Source organism: Duganella fentianensis (genome assembly GCF_964031615.1).
GTDB classification, from domain to species: Bacteria; Pseudomonadota; Gammaproteobacteria; order Burkholderiales; family Burkholderiaceae_D; genus Rugamonas; species Rugamonas fentianensis_A.
Genome location: NZ_CAXIQN010000005.1, coordinates 156877 through 180159, shown reverse-complemented (window position 1 = coordinate 180159; position 23283 = coordinate 156877). Strand labels below are relative to the sequence as shown.

Sequence of the window (23283 nt, the reverse complement as noted above, 5' to 3'; positions counted from 1 at the left end):
CCTCCCTATTCTGCTGCCGCCAGTGCGGTAGCGATCATCTGGTCGATTTCGCCCGAAATGTTGGACATCACACCGGCCACTACGGAAAACTCCACACCGGCCCGACCAGCCCGCGCCGCCACAATGCGCGCATTGAACGCCACCATGCGTGCTTCGCGGTTGATGGTTTCGATATCGCTGATCACGCTGCGTAGCTGCCGTTTCATCTGGCGCGCGTGCAGGCGTGACTGCTCTTCGTAGATGGCGGTGATCTGGTTCAGCACCGCCAGCGTGGGCGTGGTCTGCTGCACCAGTTCTGCCTGCAGCGTGTGCGCCTCGGCCGCCCCCGCCTCGATGGCGCGCAAGGTGCGCTCGGCCAGATCGGCAAAGTCGCGAATCTTGCGGTCGCCCTCGTCCTGACCGAAATAGGCCTTATACAGCTCGGGACAGAACACGCCCGGCAAGCCATCGGCCTCCTCCAGCAAGGCAAAGTGGGCATTGCGGAACAGCCCCAGTGCTTCGCGCGCCACCGCCAGACTAGCTTGCTCTCCCTGCAAAGCCAGCAGCGCATACAGCACGATACGTTGCGACGTGAAGCGGCGGCGGCCCGACAGATTGATCATGGCGCCGAATACTTCTCCCGACAGCGGCCGTGCTGATTTTGCTGCCAGCGCTGCAGCATAATCCGGCGCGCCCATTACGCTGCCTCTTTCGCAGGATGGGCCTGTTTGCGGTACAGGAATTCCAGCACCGCACTGCGATACTCGGCATAGCGCGCATCCTGTGCCAGCGCCACGCGGTCGCGCGGGTGTTCCAGTTGTACGTCGACGATCTCGCCTATGGTGGCAGCAGGGCCGTTGGTGAGCATAACGATGCGGTCCGACAGCAGCACGGCTTCGTCCACATCGTGCGTCACCATCACCACGGTGGACTGGGTGGCGGCCACGATTTTCAGCAGTTCGTCCTGCAGGTGGGCGCGGGTCAGCGCATCGAGTGCGCCGAACGGTTCGTCCATCAGCAGCACTTTCGGCTCCATCGCCAGCGCACGGGCGATGCCCACGCGCTGCTTCATCCCGCCCGAAATCTCGTTCGGCCGCTTGCTCTCGGCTGCCGTCAGTCCCACCAGCGCCAGCGCGCGCATGGTGCGTTCGCGTAGCTGGGCCGCCGTTTCCGTTTTGCCGAACACGCGCTCCACGCCGAGGAAGATGTTTTCATAACAGGTCAGCCATGGCAGCAGCGAGTGGTTCTGGAACACCACGGCACGCTCAGGCGAAGGCCCGGCGATTTCGCGGTTAGCGCACAGCAGCACGCCTTCCGTGGGCTTGGTCAGCCCCGCGATCAGGTTAAGCAGCGTGGATTTACCGCAGCCCGAGTGGCCGATCAGAGTGATGAACTCGCCCTTGCGTACGCGCAGATCAATCTCGCGCAGCGCATGGAAGCTACCTTTTTTGGTGTGGAACACCATCTCCACACCTTCGATATCGATGAATTTTGCGTCGTCCATGAGATCCGCCTTTCCTTAATTGGCTACCTGTTCGTAGCTGAATGCGCGTGCCAGCGCTACCAGTGCCTGCTCCAGCAGCAAGCCCACGACGCCGATCGCCACAATCGCGATGATGATGTGCGGTACATTCAGGTTGTTCCACTCGTCCCAGACCCAGAAGCCGATGCCCACGCCGCCGGTCAGCATTTCCGCTGCCACGATCACCAGCCATGCAGTACCGATCGACAGGCGCACGCCCGTCAGGATGTAAGGCAGCGCCGATGGCAGCAGGATCTTGGTCAGCACCTTCCACTCGGACAGATTGAGCACGCGCGCCACGTTCATATAATCCTGCGGTACGCGCTGCACGCCCACGGCCGTGTTGATGATCATGGGCCAGATCGAGCAAATGAAAATCGACCAGATGGCAGCAGGGTTAGCCGACTTGAACACCAGCAGACCGATCGGCAGCCAGGCCAGCGGCGACACTGGTTTCAGCAGGCTGATGATGGGGCTCAGCATGCTGCCGACGAAAGGCACGCGACCGATCATGAAGCCCAGCGGTATGCCCACCATGGCGGCCAGCCCGAAGCCCACCGCCACACGCTGCAGCGACGCGAGGATGTTCCAGCCTATGCCCTGATCGTTCGGGCTGTTGCGGTAGAACGGATCGGAGAACAGCGCCACTGCTTCGTGCCAGGTCGCCAGCGGCGTGGGGAAGCTGCTGTTCTTGATGGTGATGATCTGCCAGATCAGCACCAGCAGGGCAGCGCCCAGCAGCGGTGCTATCACCTTGATGGCGGCAGCCGACATCTGCTCGCGTGCACGGGCGACCGAGTTGACCTTGAGCGCAGGGCGCGGGCGGCGCACGGGCACTTCCACCGGTAGCGCAGTTTCGGGTTTCAGCATGGCGTTCATGGCATTCCCTTTCAGGCTTTGATTTTGAACGAGGCGGCGTAGGCTTTCGGGTTCTTGCCGTCCCACACGGAACCATCCATCAGCTTGGAACTACGCAGCGGGCTTTTCGGCAGCGGCGTCTTGGTCATGGTGGCCGCGTCTTTGTACAGATCGATCTGGTTGACGGACGTGGCCACGGCCAGATAGTCCGGATCGTCTTTCAGCAGACCCCAGCGGCGGTGCTGGGTCATGAACCACATGCCGTCCGACAGATAGGGGAAGTTGACCAGACCGTCGTTATAGAACTTCATGTAGTTGGCATCGTCCCAGGTCTTGCCCAGACCGTTCTGGTAACGGCCCATGATGCGCTGGTCGATCGCATCCTTGCTGGTGTTGACGTAGGATTTATCGGCAATCACTTCGGCCATGCGGTTCTTATTGGCCAGCGAGGCATCGATCCATTTGCCCGCTTCCAGAATGGCGGCCATCATGGCGCGGCAGGTGTTCGGGTATTTCTTGGCGAATTCCAGCGTCGAACCCAGCACCTTCTCCGGATGGTCGCGCCAGATATCCTGCGTCGTCGTGGCAGTAATGCCCACGCCGTCCATGATGGCACGGTGGCCCCACGGTTCACCCACGCAGAAGCCATCCATATTACCGACGCGCATATTCGCTACCATTTGCGGCGGCGGCACGGTAATTACTTTGGCATCCTTGAGCGGGTTGATGCCGTTCGCGGCCAGCCAGTAGTACAGCCACATGGCGTGGGTACCGGTGGGGAAAGTCTGGGCAAACGTGTATTCGCGCTTGTCGGTCTGCATCAGCTTGTTGAGCGAGGCACCATCGACCGCGCCCTTATCGGCCAGCTTTTTCGACAGGGTAATGGCCTGACCATTGTTGTTCAGCCCCATCAGCACGGCCATATCCTTCTTCTGGCCGCCTATGCCCATCTGCACGCCATACAGCAGACCGTACAGCACGTGGGCCGCATCGAGATCGCCATTGGCCAGTTTGTCGCGCACGCCGGCCCACGAGGCCTCTTTGCTCAGTACAAACTTCACGCCATATTTCTTGTCCAGCCCCAGCACCGAAGCCATTACCACCGAGGCGCAGTCGGTCAGCGGAATGAAGCCGATACGGACTTCTTCCTTTTCCGGTTTATCCGAACCGGCTGCCCAAACGCCGCCTGTTGCCAATCCCAGCATACTTCCTCCCGCTACCAGTCCTGCACCATGAATCATGCTCTGCACCACAGCGCGCCGCTTCACGTTCACCTCGGTCTTAGGGGTTGCGTCGATTGGGGTCTGCTTTTGTTCCATGGCTATCCTCGTCTAGTCCGTGTCTGCACAAAAAAAAACGTCCACCCACACGCAAGCCATAAGCTCGGTGTACGGTAGACGTCGTTGTCTGGTGTACTCCACCGCCGTTGGCAGAGTGCATAAGCGCATCGTTGCGCTTGTCCTAGACTATGCAATGACTGTGCCAGCCATGCCAAAGGGGGATTTCACAGGGATTAGCAAACGGCAAGGCATGCTGCGGGGCGCACCATGCCGCCCCATGGCGCAAAAAACGCACCGCTATTGCGCAGTGCATCATTTATGGGCGTAGCTAAGCTCTTGGCTAGCCCAGCAGGTCTTCCACGTCGAGGATGCGCTGGGCCACCTCGGACAGCTTGAGGTTTTTGCTCATGGCCATGCTACGCAGGCGCTGGTAGGCCTGCTCCTCGCTAAAGTTCTGGCGCGACATCAGCAAACCCTTGGCGCGCTCGATCAGCTTGCGCTCGGCGAGCTTGCTCTTGGTATCAGATAGCTCGTCCAGCAGCTTCTGCTCGCGTTTAAAGCGCGCCAGCGCCACTTGCAGCACGGGTTTGATGCGCTCGCTGTGCAGGCCGGCCACGATATACGCCGACACACCGGCCGCCACGGCGGCCTCCATGCTGGCGGTATCCTCGCTCTCCGTGAACATCACGATAGGACGGCGCTCGTCGCGGGTGGCGATAACGATGTGCTCAAGCACATCGCGCGCGTCGGATTCGGCATCGACAATGATCATATCGGGCTGCAACTGGGCGATGCGCTCGGGCAGATACATGTCGGGCGGGAGCGAGGCAATGATGTCATAGCCGGCTTCCAGCAGGCCGATGCGCAGCGCGCGGGCGCGCTCGGTCTGGGCCTGCAGGGCCGGATCATCCTCGTCACCAGCCAGAATAACGGGATTGACAACCACGATGCGTAAATGTTTCATGGTCGGTAGTGGTGCGTAATATGGTTCATGCCCCAAGATGAAGCAAGAATCATGCAAACGTCAGCTTAGGCACTTTCAGCCGCGTACTTAGCCAGCCGGTCAGCTACCCGTGGCGCCAGTTCGTCGCTGCCCGTGACGGTCATCTGCAGGTCGTGCAGCTTGCCGTCTTTCAGGCCGTAGACCCAGCCATGCACCGTCACCTGCTGGCCGCGCTCCCATGCATCCTGCACGATGGTAGTCTGGCACACGTTCTGCACCTGCTCCACCACGTTCAGTTCGCACAGGCGCTCGGAACGCTTGTTGGTCTCGACGATCTCGCCCAGATAGCGCTCATGCTTCTGGTTCACGTCCTGCACGTGGCGCAGCCAGTTATCGGCCAGACCCACGCGGGTGCCGACCATGGCCGCATGCACGCCCTTGCAACCATAGTGGCCCACGATGATCACGTGTTTTACTTTCAGCACGTCGATGGCGAACTGCAGCACGGACAGGCAGTTCAGATCCGTATGCACGACCACGTTGGCAATATTACGGTGCACGAACACGTCGCCCGGCGCCAGACCCAGCAGCTCATTTGCCGGCACGCGGCTATCGGAGCAACCGATCCACAGATACTCGGGGCTGGCCTGCTGGGCCAGACGTTTGAAGAATTCGGGATCACGTTCGATTTCCGATTCGGCCCAGCGGCGGTTGTTGGCTAACAGGCCACTCAGGGGCGACGTACTAATGTCCAGATCACTCATCATATTCCTCTCGTACATAAGAAGACCGCCGTACTGCACCATAGCAGGACGGCGGTCCGATTTTAGCAGGACGGGTACAGCTTCTTACTCGAAGAAGTCCTTCACCTTGTCACGCCAGGTCTTGGTCTGCGGGCTGTGCTTGGCGCCGCCTTCCGTGGTCGACTTTTCGAAGTCGCGCAGCAGTTCTTTCTGCTTGTCGGTCAGTTTCACTGGCGTTTCCACTGCCACGTGGCAGAACAGATCGCCCGCGAAGCCCGAACGTACGCCCTTGATACCCTTGCCTTTCAGGCGGAAAGTCTTGCCCGACTGGGTACCTTCCGGCACGGTGAAGGCCACCTTGCCGTTCAGCGTAGGCACTTCGATTTCGCCACCCAGGGCTGCCTTGGCAAACGAAATCGGCATTTCGCAATGCAGATCGTCGCCTTCGCGCTGGAACACGGCGTGCGGCTTGATGTGGATTTCCACATACAGGTCGCCCGACGGCCCGCCATTGGTGCCCGGTTCGCCGTTGCCGGACGAGCGGATACGCATGCCGTTGTCGATACCGACAGGGATTTTCACTTCCAGCGTCTTGTTACGCTTGATGCGACCCTGACCCGAGCAGGCTGCGCATGGCTCAGGAATGATCTTGCCCGTGCCGTGGCACTTAGGGCAGGTCTGCTGGATGCTGAAGAAGCCCTGCTGCATACGCACCTGACCGTGACCGGCACAGGTCGAGCAAGTCACTGGCGACGTACCGGGCTTGGCGCCCGTGCCGCTGCAGGTATCGCACTTGTCCCACGACGGTACGCGGATGGTGGTGTCGAAACCGTGTGCTGCCTGTTCCAGCGTAATTTCCAGGTTGTAGCGCAGGTCGGCGCCACGGTAGACCTGCGGGCCCGCGCTGCGGCCGCGGCCACCGCCGAAGATATCACCGAAGATATCGCCGAAGGCATCACCGAAACCGCCTGCACCGCCAAAGCCGCCTCCGCCGCCCATGTTCGGATCTACGCCAGCGTGACCATAACGGTCATACGCATCGCGCTTCTCCGGATTGGTCAGCATCTCGTAGGCTTCTTTGACTTCCTTGAATTTTTCTTCCGACTCTTTGCTATCCGGATTACGGTCCGGATGGTACTTCATCGCCAGCTTGCGGTAAGCCTTTTTGATCTCGTCTTCCGACGCGTTCTTGGCGACGCCTAGTACTTCGTAGAAATCTCGCTTTGCCATCTTGTCGGCACCTTGCTGTAGTTATTACGGGTGTAGACCTCCGGCGCGTTGGCACGCGCCGGAAAAATGCTCTACTGATTATGCTAAAAAGCCGAGCCGGTACCGCTTACACGGCCGATGGCTCGGCGCTCGACCTCCCCGCGCAGCGGCGGGTGGGCGAATTACTTGCTGTCTTTTACTTCTTTGAAGTCAGCGTCTACCACGTCGTCCTGCTGTGGCTTGGCCTGTTCGCCAGCGTGGGCAGCGCCTTCGGCACCCGCGCCACCAGCAGCTTGCTGGGCTTGCATGTCAGCGTACATCTTCTCGCCCAGTTTCTGCGAAGCGGTCGACAGCGCAGCGACTTTAGCGTCGATGTCAGCTTTATCGCCAGCTTTGATCGAGCCTTCCAGATCGGTGATAGCCGCTTCGATCTTCTCTTTCTCGCCAGCTTCCAGCTTGTCGCCGTATTCGGTCAGCGATTTGCGGGTCGAGTGCACCAGTGCATCTGCCTGGTTGCGCGATTCGGCCAGCTCTTTCACTTTCTTGTCTTCTTCGGCGTTCAGTTCGGCATCCTTCACCATCTTCTGGATCTCTTCTTCGGTCAGACCGGAGTTCGCCTTGATGGTGATCTTGTTTTCCTTGCCGGTGGCCTTGTCTTTCGCGCCGACGTGCAGAATACCGTTAGCGTCGATGTCGAAGGTCACTTCGATCTGCGGGGTGCCGCGTGCTGCTGGCGGGATACCTTCCAGATTGAATTCGCCCAGACCTTTGTTACCGGCAGCGATTTCGCGCTCACCTTGGTAAACCTTGATGGTCACGGCTGGCTGGTTGTCGTCAGCGGTGGAGAACACTTGCGAGAACTTGGTAGGAATCGTGGTGTTCTTGTGAATCATTTTGGTCATCACGCCGCCCAGGGTTTCGATACCCAGCGACAGCGGGGTTACGTCCAGCAGCAGCAGGTCTTTGCGGTCGCCCGACAGCACCGAGCCCTGAATCGCAGCACCAACGGCCACGGCTTCGTCAGGGTTCACGTCTTTACGTGGGTCTTTGCCGAAGAACTCTTTAACTTTTTCCTGCACCTTAGGCATACGGGTCATACCGCCGACCAGAATGATGTCGTCGATGTCCGAAACCTTCACGCCAGCGTCCTTGATCGCGGTGCGGCATGGTTCGATGGTGGCGTTGATCAGCTCTTCCACCAGCGATTCCAGCTTGGCGCGGGTCATCTTCAGGGTCAGGTGGACTGGTGCGCCGTTCGCCATGGCGATGTACGGCTCGTTGATTTCAGTCTGCTGCGAGGACGACAGTTCGATCTTGGCGCGCTCGGCCGAAGCTTTGATACGCTGCAGAGCGATAGGATCTTTTTTCAGATCCAGACCGTTGATCTTCTTGAACTCTTCGATGATGTAGTCGATCACGCGCTGGTCGAAGTCTTCACCGCCGAGGAAGGTGTCGCCGTTGGTCGACAGCACTTCGAACTGCTTCTCGCCATCGACGTCAGCGATTTCGATGATCGATACGTCGAAAGTACCGCCGCCCAGGTCATACACGGCGATCTTGCGGTCGCCCTTGTCGGTCTTGTCCAGACCGAAAGCCAGCGCAGCAGCGGTTGGTTCGTTGATGATACGTTTTACGTCCAGACCAGCGATGCGGCCGGCGTCTTTGGTCGCCTGACGCTGCGAGTCGTTGAAGTAAGCTGGCACGGTGATCACGGCTTCGGTGACTTCTTCACCGAGGTAGTCTTCTGCCGTTTTCTTCATTTTGCGCAGCACTTCTGCGGAAATCTGTGGTGGCGCCAGTTTCTTGTCGCGCACGCCGATCCATGCGTCGCCGTTGTCGGCTTTCATGATCGAGTAAGGCATCAGACCGATGTCTTTCTGCACTTCTTTTTCTTCGAATTTACGACCGATCAGACGCTTGACCGCGAACAGGGTGTTCTTAGGATTGGTCACCGCCTGACGTTTTGCAGGGGAACCCACCAGAATTTCGCCATCTTCTTGATAAGCAATGATCGATGGCGTGGTACGCGCGCCTTCCGCGTTTTCGATCACTTTTGGCTGACCGTTTTCCATGATGGAAACGCAGGAATTCGTGGTTCCCAGATCGATACCGATAATTTTGCCCATGATGTTCTTCCTATTATGCTTTAAGTTTCAGATGCTACGAATATGTGGAATAGCTGTTTGTTTTCAAGAGCCTGATGGCTTCAGGAAAAAAATTATTTGGCTTGCGCCGCGGTCACGATGGCTGGGCGCAGCAGGCGATCAGCGATCATATAACCTTTTTGCAACACGGAAACCACGGTGTTGGCTTCCTGATCCGCAGGCACCACGGCGACGGCCTGATGCTTGTTCGGATCGAGTTTCTCGCCCTGTGCCGGCATGATTTCCAGCAGACGGTTCTTCTCGAAAGCGGAATTGAGCTGTTTCAGCGTCATTTCCACGCCTTCCTTGAGCGATTCCAGCGTAGGCGCTTCCACTTTCAGTGCCATTTCCAGGCTGTCCTTCACCGGCACCATGGCTTCGGCGAAGCTTTCTACCGCGAATTTGTGGGCTTTAGCCACATCTTCCTGCGCACGGCGGCGGATGTTCTCGCCTTCGGCTTTGGCGCGCATGAAAGCGTCCTGCATTTCCGCCAAGCGGGCTTCGGCGCTGGCCAGCTGCTCTTCCAGAGATGGCTGGTCAGGAGTCGATGGCGGAACCGGTGCAGCGGCTTCTGCCGCTTCTGGATTAGGTACGGCTTGATTTTCCTGATCTTGCATCTAAAGACTCCTACTATCGTATTTGTTTGACAAAACTTCTAACGGCACTGACCGCAAATGGGGCGCGAGTCCCTGTTTTCAAGGGCGCCAGCGCTGCGGCTATGCCACTAGGACATCGCCAGTGCAGTTTCCGGGAGGAAAAATCACGCGCGCAACGAACTGCGCAACTCCCGACAACTGACTATTTTAACAGGCTAGCACTCACCGACGGCAAGTGCTGATTACGCAGTTGCACGGGAATTGAACTATCATTGCATTTCTCTTAACTATTACAGAAAGCGTAAGAGACTCATATGAAATTCAATCAAGTCATCACCACCCTCGCGTTCTGCTGTGCCGCGAACGCCACGTGGGCGCAGGAAGCTGCGCCTGAACCTGAACAGGACGCCGGACAAGTTCTGGTGCATGGGCAGCGCCCCGGCCCCGGCATGTGGAAAGTCTCGAAAGACGAGCATGTGCTGTGGGTGTTTGGCCGCTACGGTCCGCTGCCCGCGAAAATGGAATGGCGTTCGCACGAAGTAGAAGCGGTGCTGGCCAAGTCGCAGGAATATCTGGCGGAACCCGATGCGTCGGCCAAGGTCGGCATCTGGGGCGGGATTAAACTGGCCGCGTCACTGCCGCAAATCTGGAACATCCAGAAGAACCCGGACGGCGCCGTATTAAAAGATGTGGTGTCGCCGGAGACTTACCAGCGCTGGTCCACACTCAAGGATAAGTACATGAATCAGGACGACGAGGTAGATCGTTACCGCCCGTTTTTTGCCGCGAGCAAACTGTACAACGCCGGACTAAAGCATATAGGTCTGTCGAACAAGGATGAAGTAGGACCGGCTATTAACAAGCTCGCCAAGCAATATAAGCTCAAGTTCACGCCATCCTCGGTAGAAGTCGACTTGTCCGATGCCAGCAAGCTACTCAAGGAATTTAACAAGTCCGGTCTGGACGACGCGGCCTGTTTCTCCAGCACACTGGCGCGGCTGGAGGCCGATATCGACCACATGCGCGTGCGTGCCAACGCGTGGGCGATAGGCGATATCGATATGATCCGCAAGCTGGACTATAACGACCATGAGGGCACCTGCCGTGCCGCCCTCGAAGGCAGCGCGGCCTTCCAGAGCCGCCCCGATCTGCGCGAGGCGCGCACCAAGACGCGCGAGATCTGGCTACACAATGCACAGCAGGCACTGGAAAACAATACCACCACCTTCGCCATGCTGCCCCTGAAGGAGATTCTTTCGCCGACGGGATTACTCACGCAGCTGCAGGCCAAGGGCTACAAGGTGGTAGCGCCCGAATAGGCCAGCAGAACTAGTCGGTCGCGCCCCGCCCCAGCGCGGCGGCGCGGGCTAGCTGCGCATCTTTTTGCTGGGCTTCCCGTTCCGACGCAGCCAGACGGGTCGGCCAGCCGATCAGGTGCGGCTCGATGATATCGGCCATGGCGGCGATCCATGCGGGACTATCGTTCAGGCAGGGAATATAGTGGAACTGCTGGCCACCGGCCTGTTCGAACTCGTGGCGCACTTCCAGCGAAATTTCTTCCAGCGTTTCCAGACAGTCGCTGGTAAAGCCGGGGCACAGCACATCGAGACGCTTGACGCCATCGCGCGCCAGTTGCGCCACGGTAGGTGCCGTGTAAGGCTGCAGCCACTCGGCCTTGCCGAAGCGCGACTGGAAGGTGACCATGTACTGATCGGGCGTCAGTTGCAGCGCTGCCGCCAGCAGACGCGCCGTTTTCAGGCATTCGCAGTGATATGGATCGCCCAGCATCAGAGTGCGCTTGGGCACGCCGTGGAAGCTCAGTACCAGTTTATCGGGCTGGCCATGCTGATCCCAGTGCGCCAGCACGCTGTCGCGCAGCGCGTGGATATACGCTTCGTTATCGTGATAGTTGCGCACGAAGCGCAGCTCGGGGATGTTGCGCACCGTGCCGTAGTGCTGGAACGCGGCATCGTAGATCGAGCCGGTGGTGGTGCCCGAATACTGCGGATAAGCCGGCAGCACGGCGATACGATTGATGCCTTCGGCCTTCAACTGCTTGAGCACTTCCGGCAGCGCAGGCGAACCGTAGCGCATCGCCATCACCACTTTCAGGTCGCGGTGGCCACGCTGGGCCAGCGTCGCCTCCAGCTTTTTTGCCTGCGCGGCCGTGTAGACTTTGAGGGGCGAGCCTTCCGGCGTCCAGATGGTCTGGTACTTGGCTGCCGACTGGCCGGAGCGGAACGGCAGAATGATCAGGTTAAGGATGAACCACCAGACGGCGCGGGGAATTTCCACCACGCGCGGGTCAGACAGGAATTCCTTCAGATAGCGCCGTACGGCAGAACGGGTGGGCGCATCGGGGGTGCCCAGATTGACTAAAACGATGGCACTACGACTAGCACTACCGTGCTGGTAAGAAGGTTCGGTCTGAAAACTCATGGGCCTTGTGCTCGAAATGTCTAGGACAAAATTGGATTATAGTGAAGAAGCGCACTGCCTGTCTGCGGGCGACGCGCCTTTCGCCTCAGGATGCTAGCAGTTCGCGGGCGTGCTTGCGCGTCGTGGCGGTAATTTCCAGCCCGCCCAGCATACGGGCCACTTCTTCCACCCGTGCTTTGGCATCAAGCACTTCGATGCGCGAAGCGGTCTTGCCGTTCTCCAGCGTGCCTTTGGCCACCTGGAAGTGCTGGCCCGCCTGACTGGCCACTTGCGGCAAGTGGGTCACGCACAGCACCTGCCGCTGCTGGCCCAGACGGCGCAGCAAGCGCCCCACCACTTCGGCCACGCCGCCGCCGATGCCGCTATCGACTTCGTCGAAGATCAGCGTCGGCACGGTAGTGGCATTGGAGGTAATCACGGAAATCGCCAGCGCGATACGTGCCAGTTCGCCGCCGGAAGCCACTTTGGCCAGCGAGCGTGGCGCCACACCGGCGTGGCCGGCGACTAGAAACTCCACCTGCTCCAGCCCGTGCGCGCTAGGCTCGCCCGCATGCAGAGCGATGTCGAAGCGCCCGCCCGTCATGCTCAGATCCTGCATGGCCTGCGTCACCGCATCGGACAGCTGGCGTGCCGCCGTGCTGCGCGTGGCCGACAGCTGCTGCGCCTGCGCCATGTACTGTGCCTTGAGCTGCTGCTCCTGCTGGCGCAAGCCATCGATATCGCTAGCGTCGGCCATCTGCGCCAGCCGTGCCGACAGCTGTTCGTATTCTTGCGGCAGCTGGTCTTCGCTGACGCGGAATTTGCGTGCGGCCGAGTGGATCGCTTCCATCCGTGCTTCCACCGACTGCAAGCGCTGCGGATCGAGATCGACCCGATCCAGATAGTCGTTGAGCGCATACACGGCTTCCTGCAGCTGAATGCGCGCCGGTTCGATCAGATCGACGATGGCCTGCAGGCCGCTATCGACACCAGCCAGCTTGCCCAGCTTCTGGTTCAGGCTGGAGAGCTGCGAGATAATCGGCTGCTCGTCGGCTTCCGACAGCAGCGCCAGCGCTTCCTGCGCCCCTTCCAGCAGGCTGGCCGCATGCGACAGGCGGCTATGCTCGTTACTGACTTCGCTCCACTCGCCCGTTTTCACGGCCAGCTTTTCCAGTTCGTTGACCTGCCACTCCAGCCGTTCGCGCTCGTACAGCACATTGGCCGCATTGGTTTCGAATTCCTCGACCTGCTTGGCCAGTGCCCGCCATGCCTTGTAGGCCGCACTGACAGCACGCACCTGCGCATCGGCACCAGCCTGACCATCGAGCAAGCCGCGCTGGGCATCGGTTTTCAGCAGCGACTGGTGGGCGTGCTGGCCATGGATATCCACCAGCAGATCGCCCAGGTCGCGCAACTGGGTAGCAGTAGCGGCGATGCCATTGATATAGGCCTTGCTGCGACCGGCATTGTCGATCACGCGGCGCAGCAGCGCGCCGCCCTCTTCCACCGCAAACTCGTTGGCGGCCAGCCATGCGTCGGCCGCTGCATTGGCCGCGAAATCGGCCGTGATATCGGCCTTGGCCGCACCTTCGCGCACCACCGACGCATCGCCACGGCCGCCCAGCGCCAGCGTCAGCGCATCGATCAGGATGGATTTACCGGCGCCCGTTTCGCCCGTAAAGACCGTAAAGCCGGCGGAAAATTCCAGTTCGATGGAGTCGACAATAACGAAATCACGGATGGACAGGGTGCGCAGCATAGCGATGAATAAAATTAATTGAGTTTGCCGTCGTGCGAAGGATGCTCGTTCCAGTGCAGCTTCTCGCGCAGCGTGTTGTAGTAGCTCCAGTCTTCCGGATGCAGGAAGGTGATGGTGTGCGGCGAACGCCGGATCACGATCTGGTCCTGCCACGCCAGACTGGCGAAGGTCTGCATATCGAAGTTCACGCTGATGTCGCGACCGCGCACGATCTCGACCACGATCTCGCTGGTTTCGGATAGCACGATAGGCCGGTTGGACAGCGCGTGCGGCGCAATCGGCACCATCACGATGCCGCCCAGACTAGGATGCAACAGCGGCCCGCCAGCCGACAGCGCATAAGCGGTAGAACCGGTAGCGGTAGAGATGATCAAGCCGTCGGAGCGCTGGTTGTACATGAAGTGGCCGTCCACATCGACGCGCAGTTCGGCCATGCCGGCACCGGCGCCACGCGCCACCACCACGTCGTTCACGGCCAGCCCCAGATGAATGGTGGCGCCATCGCGTACTACGCGTCCTTCCAGCAGCGTGCGGCGGTCGGCCTTGTAACGGCCGCCCAGTATCTGCGCCAGCACGTCGAGCATGCCATCGAGCGGAATATCGGTCATGAAACCCAGCCGGCCCTGATTGATACCGATCAGCGGCACATCGAACGGCGCCAGCTGGCGCGCAATGCCCAGCATGGTGCCGTCGCCACCCATGACGATGGCGGCATCGCAGTGTGCGCCGATTTCGGCTGCCGTCATCACCCGTACTTGCGGCAGGCTCAGTGCCAGATGCTCGGCCGTCTGCGCTTCGAACACTACGGCATGGCCAGCGTTCTGCAGGAATTCCACCACGCTGCGTACGGGAGCGGCAATACCGTCCGTATTCTGGCGCACGACCAGAGCAATGGTTGGAAAGGCGGCTGGCGTGGCAGTCATAGAAATCTCGGCTAAAAGGTGGGTCGGGGTCGGCGACACGCAGGAGAGTAACCCATATCGCCTGCTTGTGCCATGATCCACCCTGCAACTGTATATTTAAACAGTATTTCGCGCAGTATAGTGTGGCCGCCGCCAGACTGCAAGCCGGGGCGACGGCTCAAGCGTTTTAATGGCCGATGGTCATGATCCCGGCCAGCATGGAACCGCCCACGGCCAGTCCGATCAGAATCGAATAGAAGAACATCAGCAGCAGCCAGCGCACAAACGTCGTGCCGCGCCCGCTGTTGTAGACACGCCGCATGGCCCATGGCAGATAGCCGAGCAGCCAGCACCACAGCACGAAGTGGACGAAGCCCGACGACACCAGCAGCATCACGATGAAGATGAAATAGGCGAAGGCATTGGTATGCAGCGCGAACAGCAAATGATCGCCGAAGCGCCGTCCGGAACCCAGATACAGCACTTTCAGCAGCAGGGCGAACACCGGCATCAGGGCGAAAATCGCATACGGCGCATAGTGATAGAAACCGTTCTGGAACACTTTGATCTTTTCGGCCGATGGCAGCTTATCGAAAGCATCCATCTGATGACGCACCGCAGGCCAGCGCTCCAGATAGACCTGGAGCTTCTCGTTGCCATCGATGTCGATACGGTTGTCATCACTTGCTGGGTCTTTTTCGGCAGCAGCCTGTTTAATGGCTGCCTTCAGAGCCGCCTTCTCGCTCGCTTTGTCCTGCGCTTTGCCGGCCACCGCAGCATGTTCCTGCGACGCTTCGCTGCCTTCCGTCATATTCGGCGAGAACGTACCGGAAAATTTCAGCAGCGCGAAGAACAGCAGACTTAGCGTCAGATACAGGCGCAGCGGCTGGACGAAGCGCACGCGCCGGCCGCGGATATATTCCAGCGTGAGCGCACCGGGGCGAAACAGCAAACGCATTACCGTGCCCCACAGCTTGCCTTCGAGTGCCACGTAATGGCCGATGAATTCGTGCAGGAACTCGCCCACGCTGGCGTGATGGAGGATAGCCTCCTGCCCGCAGTTGGAGCAGAAATGCCCTGTCAGTACGGTGTCGCAATTAGGGCAATTGGCGGGCACCGCGTGGGCGTGCTCGACCGGCGTAACGGCAGTATTCATGCAGGCTATCCAGAAAAGGGAAACGGTAGACCAGAACGGGCTGACACCTGCCATGACAGCAGGCGCCAGTGTGGCCTAAATGATAACCGCATCCCCGCGCGATTGTCACGAAGCAGTCCGCTGCATACGTGGCAAATCAGTGATAGATCACCTGCAGTGCAGGGCGGTAGGCAGCGTTGCTGTTTTCCCGCGTGGCGTATTCCACCTTGCCGTTGGCGTTGTAAGGACTGGTGGACAGCACGGCCAGCGACAGCCGCCCGCTCGCGCCTTTAGCAGCCTGCGCGGCGCTACTGACATCGAGGCTAACAGACGTATTCACCGCCGGTACGGCAAACCCTGCCAAAGACTGCCCCAGTGCGGGAAAGCTACCCCAGTTGACGCTTGCTTCACTCCAGTCATCGGTGCGGGTCTGATAAAGCTGGTGATTCAGCCCCGCCATGCCCACCATCGTTGGCGTCAGCGTCAGGCTGGCGCTATCAACTGTACCGGCTAAGCCGGACAGATCGAACTTGAGCAACCCTTTGCGCGCATAGCGTACTGTGTCGTTTTTCACCGACAGATAACTGCGTCCGCCATTATTCACATCCTGCGTCGCATCGTCCCACACGAAGGTATCCGCCACGGGAGCCAACATCGCCACATTGTTGGCCGTGAAGTGGCAGGCAAACGACTTGCCCGCACTGCCGTTCACGTTGACCGCCAGCTTGATGGTCGGGCTGCGCTGCAGAATCGTAATGGCCGGATCGCAGGACAGCACCGCGCTAGCGCTGCGGTGCAGTTCCAGCCGGATCTGTCCTGTATTGCTCTGGGTCGGATCAGCCACGGCCAGTTGCACATCGGTGCCGCGCTGCTGCACGGTGACCGCGGATTTCTTATCGCTGCTCAGATAAGGCTGGCCCGCCAGCGCCAGCGTCTTGCTGGCATCGGCCCAGAACACCACGCCTGTCAGCCCCTGCTCCTTATCCTGCACAGCACTGGCGCTGACCGAATTCTCCACCACCGTGATGGGATTGGCGCTGGCAAAAGCGGCCGTGGCTGCCACGCTACGGTTGGGCAGCACGATATAGCTGTAACTGCCGGCAGTCGGATTGCTGCCGTGGCTCAATGCCAGCGTCAGATAGCGGTCGTTCACTGTGGCAGTCGGGCCGCCCGTGTTGATCTGGCTCCAGCTGCCAATACGGCTTTCGCGCAGGCCGTTCAATACGGGACTGGCAGGGAACACATAACCAGTATCGGAGCCGCTGGCAGTATTCCCCGCCAGATGCGCCCAGCGCGTCGCCGCCATGCTGGCACGCCAGCCCGTCGTCACGGGTTGGCTGACATCGTTCACCGTCAGCACATTTTCACCGACACCAGCCAGCCGGCGGTTCTCAACAATGGTTTCGATCTCCACGTTATCGCTGCTGCTGATACCCGTACCCAGCGCGATGATGCGGTCGCCGAACAAAAACCACGCCTTCTTGCCGCTCAAACTAGTCCCCGTCACGCCGCTCATGGCAAAGTCCATAGCTAGCGTGGCGAACTGCCGGTTCAGTTCCGCACCGCCTACCAGATTGCGCGTATTCGGATACTTCTTGAAGCCGCCCGGTGTGCCGCTGCCGCTGCGGTCGGTGGTGGTGCCGGCCAGCCGCAGCGGATCGACCGTGGCCCAGTAGCTGCCGCCGTACTGGCCCAGATCAGCGTTATATAGCTGGGTCATGCCTATCCCCGTCCACCAGCCACGCAGGTTCTCGCCATTGCCGTATTCGAAAGCGCTGATACGGGGCGAGAACAGTGCCACCGCATAGGCATAGCCGTCACGCCGCTGCAAGGCGCGATCGGCCGAAGCGAAGATACGGGTCTCTTCCGGCTCCGGTCTGGCCACGATGCTGCCATCGTTGAGAATATCTTTGACCAGCGCCAGATCGAGCGGCGAAATGGTCTGCAGTTTGTTACCGTTACCAGCTACCGGCGTGAAATAGCTGCTGCCAAAACTGCTGTCGCGCTGCGCCCAGCCTTTGATCAGACTTTTCAGTTCGCGCGCGTCGGCCGCGGACAGGCTCTGGGTCAGCTCGGCTAGCGCCATGATGGTGCTGCGTCCTGCCACATGGTCGGTGGCAGCCCAGCGGCTGATGGAACGGCCGCGCTGGTTGTCCATCAGCGCGCCGTTGTAGATGAACGGTGCAAACGAATTGATGGCCCAGTGGTAGGGATTGTTGTACAGCGGCGTACCGTCGATAGGCCAGCTGGAACCGGCCAGCACGTAGTAGAGCCGCGCGATATCGTTGATCAGCACCGAGCCGTAGCCGCCGATGTAGGGTACGTAAGTATGCTGAATAAAGGAACCGTCCGCATAGAAACCATCGCCGCTGGTGACGTCCGGCAGCGCGGCCGGTATCGCATCGCGCCCTGCCCGAACCTTGTCGCCGTTCTTACCGATGATGCCGCGCATGACCACCACAAACGCTTTATCGAGCAGATTCGCGCCCGTTTCCAGCAGCGTCGAGACACTGCCGTTAGGCGCCGTGCGCCGCGTTGGGTCAGGCACATAACGGTCGATGGCAGCACAGACGGCAGCAATGCGCGCCGGCGTGAGCGCATCGTAGGTACTCAGCATCAGTTTGTTCAGTGCTTGCGGCGTGCCGATCTGCCAGTCCCACCAGTTATCGAAAGCCGTCGCCGTGGCGGTGTAGCGGGTGGCGATAAAAGCATCCAGACCGGCCTGCAATTGCTGCATCACGGCAGCCTGATGATAGTAGGGCGAACGGGGATCGGCGTAGGCATCGGCGATGCTCTGCAAGCGCTCCACCGTGCTGGTCAGATTGGCCGATACCTTGTCCAGTGGCAGGTCGCTCCACAACTGCCCTGCCGGCAAGCCCAGCGCAGCCGAACTCTGCAGCGTGGCATAGTGATCGGGCGCGCCCGCCTGCGCGGCCTGCTGCATCAGCAGATCGGGATCATCGGGCGGCAGTGGCGCCACGCTGCTGGTCCGGTTCAGCCAGCGCAAGCGCATATCGTCGAACCCGTCGGCCTGCGCCGTCTGCCAGCCTAGTGCGCATAGCGCTAGCGCCAGCCATTTTCGCTTCATCGTCACCACTGTCTCCTCCCATTATTAGGAAATATTGTGAGTTAACGTTATCACTCAAAAATGCAAGTTGCAACATTTTTTAGCAACGCTGCCCTTTCACCGTATCGGGCGACAGCCGATGCAGCGCAGGACTAGCATCGAATTTCACCGCGCACGAGGAGAACGCCATGCATGACACCAAGATCAACACCCGCGCCAAGCGCCGCAACGATGGCGTGCCGCGTATGCCGCATGAACGCGACGAATCGCCCGAAAGCGAACTGACACCTCACCGCAGCGTGATGCGGCAGGCCGCCAGCGACATCGCAGAAGGATTGGTGGATACCGACCGGCACAACCAGCCCGGTGCGGAAACCACCCGCGCCGAGAGCGGCAAACGGCCGTCGGGGCAGGCACAGCCCCAGCCCGGCAGCAAACGCGACTGAGTCCGGCACGCCTGCGCCAAAACGCATAGAATTCTGTCTTTCCCGCACACCTGAGAAAGACCATTATGCGTATTCTGCACACCATGCTGCGCGTCGGCGACCTGCAGCGCTCGATCGCCTTCTACACCAACGTACTGGGCATGAAATTGCTGCGCACCAGCGATAATCCCGAATATAAGTACACGCTGGCCTTCCTCGGCTACGGCTCCAACCCCGAGCACGCCGAACTGGAACTGACCTACAACTACGGCGTGAGCAGCTACGATCTGGGCACGGCCTATGGCCACATTGCCATTTCGGCGGACAACATCTACAGCGCCTGCGACGCCGTCAAAGCCAACGGCGGCACCGTCACGCGCGAACCGGGCCCCGTCAAAGGTGGCAGCACCGTGATCGCCTTCGTCACCGATCCGGATGGCTACAAGATCGAACTGATCGAACGCAGCTTCGACGGCGCCGGCGCCGGCCTGTAAGCTAATTGGAAGTATTCCCGCAAGGGGCTTGCAAGACCTTCCGCAAGGAAGGCAGGTTTGGGGCAGCTATTGCATGCATCCAGACCTTAGAAAAAAAGGGCGCCTCGGCGCCCTTTTCGTTTCAATGCAGCTAGATCAGTGCACCAGCATGGCATTGATGGTTGCCAGATCTTCTTCCTTGAGCGAACCGGCGGCCGACTTCAGACGCAGACCGTTGACGATGGTGTCGTAACGGGCTTTGGACAGATCTTTCTGGGTCGAATACAGCAGCTTCTGCGCATTCAGCACGTCGATGTTGATACGCACACCGACCTGATAACCGAGCTTGTTCGATTCGAGCGAAGATTTGCTCGACACTTCCGCTGCTTCCAGTGCTTTCACCTGTGCCAGACCGCTGTTCATGCCCAGATAGGCGGCACGGGCGCCCTGCGCGGCAGCGCGCTTGGTAGCTTCCAGATCGTTGCGTGCCTTGTCTTCCAGCGCGATGGTTTCACGCACTTTGCTGGTCACGGCAAAGCCGCTGAAGATAGGCACGCTCCAGCTCACGCCGATGGCGTTGTTGTTGACGGTCTGGCCGGCCGTCTGGTTCTGGTGCGAGGAGCTCGCCACCAGATTCAGCGTCGGCATATGGCTGGCGCGGTTGCGCGAGATTTCGCGCTTGGCGATTTCCACATTCAGATTGGCCGCGACCACACCGTAGTTCTGGGTTTCAGCCGAGCTGACCCATGGTTCCATTGCCGCTGGCGACGGTGGCGTAATCGTCACACCGGTACGCAGCGGTGCCAGTTCACCCGGCATCTGGCCGATGATCACCTGCAGCGCCGCACGCTTGTTATCCAGATCGTTGATGGCGGCATATTCCGCTGCCACCACCAGATCGTAAGCGGCCTGTGCTTCGTGGGTATCGGTAATGGTCTGGGTACCCACTTCAAAGTTACGCTTGGCCGATGCCAGCTGCTCGGTAGTGGCCACTTTCTGCGCGCGGGTCGAAGTCAGGTTGTCCTGCGCCGTCAGCACATCGAAATACGCCTGTGCCACGCGAGTAATCAGATCCTGCTGGGCCTGCGCGAAGGAGGCTTCGGCAGTCGCCGTCGCCAGTTTGCTCTGCTGGTAGCTTTCCCAGTTAGCCCAGTTGAACAGGGGCTGGGTCAGCGATACCGTGTAGGCATTGCTGTGGTAATCGGTATCGTTCTTGGTGCGGATGCCTAAAATATTCGGCGCGGTGACATCACCACTGTTGCGCAGATTGCTGCCGCTGGCCGAAATGCTGGGCAGCAGACCGGCGCGCCCCTGAATGATGCGTTCCTGACCCGCGCTCAGCGACGAGCGGGCGCTGGCATAGGTGGCGTCGTTGGCCAGTGCCTGCTGGTAGATCTGGATCAGGTCAGCCGCCTGTGCCTCGGTCGTAACGTTCAGCGTCAACAGGGCGCTGGTGATCAGCACGGCGATAAGGGGTTTCTGCATTGCTTTCTCCACGGGAGTCATCAAAAAAAGACGGCCTTTCACACCAGTGCTGACGCCGCGCCGGCACTTCAGTATTTTGCCATCGTGCTATCGACCTGCAGCGCCCATGCATGGACACCGCCAGTCAGGTTGTACAGCTTGCCGAATCCATGATGCTCGAGATAGGCGGCCACCTGCAGGCTGCGCGCACCGTGATGGCAGATGCAGACGATGGCTGCATCTTCATCGAGATCATCGATACGGGCCGGAATGGTGTGCATGGGAATCAGCTGAGCCCCGGCAATATGACAGGTCTCGAATTCCCACGGCTCACGCACATCCAGCAGGACGGGATCAGGCCGGCCGCTATCTGCCAGCCAGTCCGCCAGTTCCAGAGCACTCAGATGCTGCATTGACGACTCCGCTCCGCTTAGAACGTGAACTTCGACGGTGCCACAGCCGAAGCCAGTGGTTTCACGTCGGTTTCGAACAGGGTGCGGGTGTCGTAACCAGCTTCACCGGTGCGGGTGATCAGCTGGGCCTTCATCGCTGGCGATGCGCCGATGATGACGACCAGACGGCCACCGATACTCAATTGTTGCAGCAGGGCCGGTGGCAGTTCCGGCAGCGAGCCCGAAACCACGATCACGTCGAACGGTGCGCCAGTGCTCCAGCCCTGGGCCGCATTGCCCAGTTCTACCGTCACATTGCTCACGCCGTTGTCGGCCAGATTCTTTTCTGCCAGCGCTTTCAGCTCTGGCGATACTTCTACCGTCGTCACATGACGCGCTTTGTGCGCCAGCAGCGCCGCCATATAGCCCGAACCGGCGCCGATTTCCAGCACGCTTTCGTGCTTCTTCAGGTTCAGATCCTGCAGCAGACGGGCTTCGATCTTAGGTGCCAGCATGTAAGCACCACCCGGCAGCGGCAATTCCACATCGGCAAAAGCCAGCGCTTTATGGGCTTCCGGCACGAAATTCTCACGTTTCACCACATGCAGCAGGTCCAGCACGTCCGCGGCGAGGACGTCCCATGGACGGATTTGCTGTTCGATCATATTGAAGCGGGCTTGTTCGATATTCATCTTTTGACTCGGGTCTGGATTAAACAAACCGTCATTTTATCGTTGAACTGGCATCGAGGCACATATTAACGATATGACGGGGTTTTCGCGGGAAATTGCGACAGTCTGCAGTTTAAGGGGGTTGAACCTACCAAAATGGCAAGTTTGACGCAGCCACGCCCCCTGCCCATCATGCTGGCGACACTTCCAGACCACGCAGGCTGACCTCGGTAAAGGTGGCCATAAAGGCATCCGGATCGATCGGTGGCATGCCGCAATCCGGCATGTAGGCGTGGGTCCACATCATCAGCATCAGCACGGGTGCCACCAGCACGGGGGTCATCACCAGCGGATCGACGGGGTGGAATTCGCCCCGTTCGATGCCGCGCACCAGCACGCTGGCGATCAGACGGTTGCCGCGCGCCACCACCTCTTCGTTGTAAAACTGCGCCAGTTCGGGGAAATGATTGCCTTCGGCCAGCATCAGCTTGGTGATGCCTGCCAGCGGCGTGGCACAGATCTGGTGCCACCACTTGAACAGGATGGCACGCAGCAGCGCGCCACTGGGGCCGTCGTGCTGGGCTGCTTCCAGTTCTGCTTCACCGATGGGGTGGACGATGTTTTCCCGCACCACGGCTTTGAACAGTTCTTCCTTGTTGGCGAAATACAGGTACAGCGTTCCTTTCGACACGCCGGCACTTTTCGCCACATCTTCCAGTCGCGTACCGGCATACCCCCGTTCGACGAACTGGTTCAGGGCAGCGGCCAGCAATTCCTGCGGCCGTGCATCTTTGCGCCGCTCCCAGCGAGGCTTGGTTTCTTGAGACGCTAGCATGGAGGCTCTTGATTTAACTAACTTTTTTAGGCTGGCGATTAACTTACTTATTGGTCATTAATATAATCGCAAGCCTTGCCAGCGTCAAGGCTAGGGCGGCCGGCAGCAGCGGGGAGCACGATGCAAATAAGTTAAATTGAATACTTTTGAAATAAATTCGATTTATTTGCGATATTTGATCAAATCTGTATAATGCCTGGCATGGGCGGTCTTTCACAGCCGCATTCTTCCCACTAGCGAGGTAAGCATGTCCATACAGCCAGAGATGTCCCGCGAACAGTTAGCCCAGTTGCGCGCCCTGCGCAGCAAGGAAACCCTGCATGACGCCCTTGAACGTGCGCGCAAAGCCTCGTATGCGGCCAACCTGCTGGCCGCACGCGACCGAGCACGACAGGACGCGATCCGCCGCATGCACGCCAAGTAAATCGCCGCATCAGCACAGGGCAACTGGGCTACACTAGCGACACC

At 59.7% G+C, this 23283-nt stretch carries 22 protein-coding genes; 4 read left to right on the top strand and 18 right to left on the bottom strand.

Annotated elements, in window-relative coordinates; all coding sequences use genetic code 11:
• Nucleotides 1-5: 5 nt before the first annotated feature.
• The 9 genes from ABNT42_RS03350 to grpE form a co-directional block, all read right to left on the bottom strand.
• Nucleotides 6-677 carry a type IV pili methyl-accepting chemotaxis transducer N-terminal domain-containing protein gene (locus tag ABNT42_RS03350; RefSeq protein WP_348693981.1) on the bottom strand — a complete coding sequence of 224 codons (672 nt, stop codon included), beginning with the start codon at nucleotides 675-677 and terminating at the stop codon, nucleotides 6-8.
• Nucleotides 677-1483 (bottom strand): ABC transporter ATP-binding protein, encoded by an 807-nt coding sequence (locus tag ABNT42_RS03345; protein ID WP_348693979.1) that lies wholly within the window; start codon nucleotides 1481-1483, stop codon nucleotides 677-679. Before ABNT42_RS03345 ends, ABNT42_RS03350 begins: the two co-directional genes overlap by 1 nt.
• A gap of 15 nt (nucleotides 1484-1498) precedes the next feature.
• A complete protein-coding gene (ntrB, locus tag ABNT42_RS03340; RefSeq protein ID WP_348693976.1) occupies nucleotides 1499-2380 on the bottom strand; it encodes a nitrate ABC transporter permease in 882 nt (293 codons plus the stop codon).
• Between the two features lie 11 nt (nucleotides 2381-2391).
• Nucleotides 2392-3678 (bottom strand): CmpA/NrtA family ABC transporter substrate-binding protein, encoded by a 1287-nt coding sequence (locus ABNT42_RS03335; protein ID WP_348693974.1) that lies wholly within the window; start codon nucleotides 3676-3678, stop codon nucleotides 2392-2394.
• Between the two features lie 301 nt (nucleotides 3679-3979).
• The gene (locus ABNT42_RS03330; protein ID WP_348693970.1) at nucleotides 3980-4603 is read right to left on the bottom strand and encodes an ANTAR domain-containing protein; all 624 of its coding nucleotides are present in this window, start codon (nucleotides 4601-4603) and stop codon (nucleotides 3980-3982) included.
• Nucleotides 4604-4668: 65 nt separating this feature from the next.
• Nucleotides 4669-5346, bottom strand: coding sequence for a carbonate dehydratase (gene can / locus ABNT42_RS03325; protein ID WP_348694027.1), 678 nt, complete (start codon nucleotides 5344-5346; stop codon nucleotides 4669-4671).
• 84 nt (nucleotides 5347-5430) lie between these two features.
• Nucleotides 5431-6555 (bottom strand): molecular chaperone DnaJ, encoded by a 1125-nt coding sequence (dnaJ, locus tag ABNT42_RS03320; RefSeq protein ID WP_348693968.1) that lies wholly within the window; start codon nucleotides 6553-6555, stop codon nucleotides 5431-5433.
• A 161-nt stretch (nucleotides 6556-6716) separates the two neighbouring features.
• Nucleotides 6717-8660 (bottom strand): molecular chaperone DnaK, encoded by a 1944-nt coding sequence (dnaK, locus tag ABNT42_RS03315; RefSeq protein ID WP_348693965.1) that lies wholly within the window; start codon nucleotides 8658-8660, stop codon nucleotides 6717-6719.
• Between the two features lie 92 nt (nucleotides 8661-8752).
• The gene (gene grpE / locus ABNT42_RS03310; protein ID WP_155432700.1) at nucleotides 8753-9295 is read right to left on the bottom strand and encodes a nucleotide exchange factor GrpE; all 543 of its coding nucleotides are present in this window, start codon (nucleotides 9293-9295) and stop codon (nucleotides 8753-8755) included.
• Between the two features lie 293 nt (nucleotides 9296-9588).
• Here grpE and ABNT42_RS03305 point away from each other — a divergent pair, with 293 nt between their 5' ends.
• Nucleotides 9589-10593 (top strand): TraB/GumN family protein, encoded by a 1005-nt coding sequence (locus ABNT42_RS03305; RefSeq protein WP_348693962.1) that lies wholly within the window; start codon nucleotides 9589-9591, stop codon nucleotides 10591-10593.
• Between the two features lie 10 nt (nucleotides 10594-10603).
• On the opposite strand, the gene hemH is transcribed toward ABNT42_RS03305, so the two are convergent.
• The 5 genes from hemH to ABNT42_RS03280 all read right to left on the bottom strand — a co-directional run bounded on the left by hemH (nucleotide 10604) and on the right by ABNT42_RS03280 (nucleotide 18576).
• Complete coding sequence (gene hemH / locus ABNT42_RS03300) at nucleotides 10604-11713, bottom strand: ferrochelatase (RefSeq protein ID WP_348693959.1); 1110 nt, start codon at nucleotides 11711-11713, stop codon at nucleotides 10604-10606.
• Nucleotides 11714-11798: 85 nt separating this feature from the next.
• On the bottom strand, nucleotides 11799-13451 hold the full coding sequence (gene recN, locus ABNT42_RS03295; protein WP_348693957.1) for a DNA repair protein RecN: 1653 nt from the start codon (nucleotides 13449-13451) through the stop codon (nucleotides 11799-11801).
• Nucleotides 13452-13465: 14 nt separating this feature from the next.
• Complete coding sequence (locus ABNT42_RS03290; protein WP_348693955.1) at nucleotides 13466-14374, bottom strand: NAD kinase; 909 nt, start codon at nucleotides 14372-14374, stop codon at nucleotides 13466-13468.
• Between the two features lie 166 nt (nucleotides 14375-14540).
• The gene (locus ABNT42_RS03285; RefSeq protein ID WP_348693952.1) at nucleotides 14541-15509 is read right to left on the bottom strand and encodes a DUF3667 domain-containing protein; all 969 of its coding nucleotides are present in this window, start codon (nucleotides 15507-15509) and stop codon (nucleotides 14541-14543) included.
• Nucleotides 15510-15645: 136 nt separating this feature from the next.
• Nucleotides 15646-18576 (bottom strand): polysaccharide lyase family 8 super-sandwich domain-containing protein, encoded by a 2931-nt coding sequence (locus ABNT42_RS03280; RefSeq protein WP_348694024.1) that lies wholly within the window; start codon nucleotides 18574-18576, stop codon nucleotides 15646-15648.
• Nucleotides 18577-18743: 167 nt separating this feature from the next.
• Here ABNT42_RS03280 and ABNT42_RS03275 point away from each other — a divergent pair, with 167 nt between their 5' ends.
• Together ABNT42_RS03275 and gloA are read left to right on the top strand one after the other, a co-directional pair.
• Nucleotides 18744-19001 (top strand): hypothetical protein, encoded by a 258-nt coding sequence (locus tag ABNT42_RS03275; RefSeq protein WP_348693950.1) that lies wholly within the window; start codon nucleotides 18744-18746, stop codon nucleotides 18999-19001.
• A 65-nt stretch (nucleotides 19002-19066) separates the two neighbouring features.
• Nucleotides 19067-19474: a lactoylglutathione lyase gene (gene gloA, locus ABNT42_RS03270; RefSeq protein WP_348693948.1), complete on the top strand. Its 408-nt coding sequence runs from the start codon at nucleotides 19067-19069 to the stop codon at nucleotides 19472-19474.
• A gap of 135 nt (nucleotides 19475-19609) precedes the next feature.
• Here the strand turns inward: gloA and ABNT42_RS03265 are convergent, their stop codons facing one another.
• The 4 genes from ABNT42_RS03265 to ABNT42_RS03250 all read right to left on the bottom strand — a co-directional run bounded on the left by ABNT42_RS03265 (nucleotide 19610) and on the right by ABNT42_RS03250 (nucleotide 22815).
• Nucleotides 19610-20938, bottom strand: a complete 1329-nt coding sequence (locus tag ABNT42_RS03265; RefSeq protein ID WP_348693946.1) for a TolC family outer membrane protein — start codon at nucleotides 20936-20938, stop codon at nucleotides 19610-19612.
• 68 nt (nucleotides 20939-21006) lie between these two features.
• On the bottom strand, nucleotides 21007-21330 hold the full coding sequence (locus tag ABNT42_RS03260; RefSeq protein WP_155432689.1) for a rhodanese-like domain-containing protein: 324 nt from the start codon (nucleotides 21328-21330) through the stop codon (nucleotides 21007-21009).
• Between the two features lie 17 nt (nucleotides 21331-21347).
• A complete protein-coding gene (locus ABNT42_RS03255; RefSeq protein ID WP_348693942.1) occupies nucleotides 21348-22001 on the bottom strand; it encodes a protein-L-isoaspartate O-methyltransferase in 654 nt (217 codons plus the stop codon).
• Nucleotides 22002-22170: 169 nt separating this feature from the next.
• Entirely contained in the window at nucleotides 22171-22815 is a 645-nt protein-coding gene (locus ABNT42_RS03250; RefSeq protein WP_348693939.1) for a TetR/AcrR family transcriptional regulator, read from the bottom strand.
• 247 nt (nucleotides 22816-23062) lie between these two features.
• Between ABNT42_RS03250 and ABNT42_RS03245 the strand changes: the two genes are divergently transcribed.
• Nucleotides 23063-23239, top strand: a complete 177-nt coding sequence (locus tag ABNT42_RS03245) for a hypothetical protein (RefSeq protein ID WP_348693936.1) — start codon at nucleotides 23063-23065, stop codon at nucleotides 23237-23239.
• The last annotated feature ends 44 nt before the right edge of the window (nucleotides 23240-23283 follow it).

Excerpts from the sequence above, each read along its gene's own strand:
- ABNT42_RS03350 (WP_348693981.1), bottom strand. The coding sequence starts at position 677 with ATGGGCGCGCCGGATTATGCTGCAGCGCTGGCAGCAAAATCAGCACGG.
- ABNT42_RS03345 (WP_348693979.1), bottom strand. The coding sequence starts at position 1,483 with ATGGACGACGCAAAATTCATCGATATCGAAGGTGTGGAGATGGTGTTC.
- ntrB (WP_348693976.1), bottom strand. The coding sequence starts at position 2,380 with ATGAACGCCATGCTGAAACCCGAAACTGCGCTACCGGTGGAAGTGCCC.
- ABNT42_RS03335 (WP_348693974.1), bottom strand. The coding sequence starts at position 3,678 with ATGGAACAAAAGCAGACCCCAATCGACGCAACCCCTAAGACCGAGGTG.
- ABNT42_RS03330 (WP_348693970.1), bottom strand. The coding sequence starts at position 4,603 with ATGAAACATTTACGCATCGTGGTTGTCAATCCCGTTATTCTGGCTGGT.
- can (WP_348694027.1), bottom strand. The coding sequence starts at position 5,346 with ATGAGTGATCTGGACATTAGTACGTCGCCCCTGAGTGGCCTGTTAGCC.
- dnaJ (WP_348693968.1), bottom strand. The coding sequence starts at position 6,555 with ATGGCAAAGCGAGATTTCTACGAAGTACTAGGCGTCGCCAAGAACGCG.
- dnaK (WP_348693965.1), bottom strand. The coding sequence starts at position 8,660 with ATGGGCAAAATTATCGGTATCGATCTGGGAACCACGAATTCCTGCGTT.
- grpE (WP_155432700.1), bottom strand. The coding sequence starts at position 9,295 with ATGCAAGATCAGGAAAATCAAGCCGTACCTAATCCAGAAGCGGCAGAA.
- ABNT42_RS03305 (WP_348693962.1), top strand. The coding sequence starts at position 9,589 with ATGAAATTCAATCAAGTCATCACCACCCTCGCGTTCTGCTGTGCCGCG.
- hemH (WP_348693959.1), bottom strand. The coding sequence starts at position 11,713 with ATGAGTTTTCAGACCGAACCTTCTTACCAGCACGGTAGTGCTAGTCGT.
- recN (WP_348693957.1), bottom strand. The coding sequence starts at position 13,451 with ATGCTGCGCACCCTGTCCATCCGTGATTTCGTTATTGTCGACTCCATC.
- ABNT42_RS03290 (WP_348693955.1), bottom strand. The coding sequence starts at position 14,374 with ATGACTGCCACGCCAGCCGCCTTTCCAACCATTGCTCTGGTCGTGCGC.
- ABNT42_RS03285 (WP_348693952.1), bottom strand. The coding sequence starts at position 15,509 with ATGAATACTGCCGTTACGCCGGTCGAGCACGCCCACGCGGTGCCCGCC.
- ABNT42_RS03280 (WP_348694024.1), bottom strand. The coding sequence starts at position 18,576 with ATGAAGCGAAAATGGCTGGCGCTAGCGCTATGCGCACTAGGCTGGCAG.
- ABNT42_RS03275 (WP_348693950.1), top strand. The coding sequence starts at position 18,744 with ATGCATGACACCAAGATCAACACCCGCGCCAAGCGCCGCAACGATGGC.
- gloA (WP_348693948.1), top strand. The coding sequence starts at position 19,067 with ATGCGTATTCTGCACACCATGCTGCGCGTCGGCGACCTGCAGCGCTCG.
- ABNT42_RS03265 (WP_348693946.1), bottom strand. The coding sequence starts at position 20,938 with ATGCAGAAACCCCTTATCGCCGTGCTGATCACCAGCGCCCTGTTGACG.
- ABNT42_RS03260 (WP_155432689.1), bottom strand. The coding sequence starts at position 21,330 with ATGCAGCATCTGAGTGCTCTGGAACTGGCGGACTGGCTGGCAGATAGC.
- ABNT42_RS03255 (WP_348693942.1), bottom strand. The coding sequence starts at position 22,001 with ATGAATATCGAACAAGCCCGCTTCAATATGATCGAACAGCAAATCCGT.
- ABNT42_RS03250 (WP_348693939.1), bottom strand. The coding sequence starts at position 22,815 with ATGCTAGCGTCTCAAGAAACCAAGCCTCGCTGGGAGCGGCGCAAAGAT.
- ABNT42_RS03245 (WP_348693936.1), top strand. The coding sequence starts at position 23,063 with ATGTCCATACAGCCAGAGATGTCCCGCGAACAGTTAGCCCAGTTGCGC.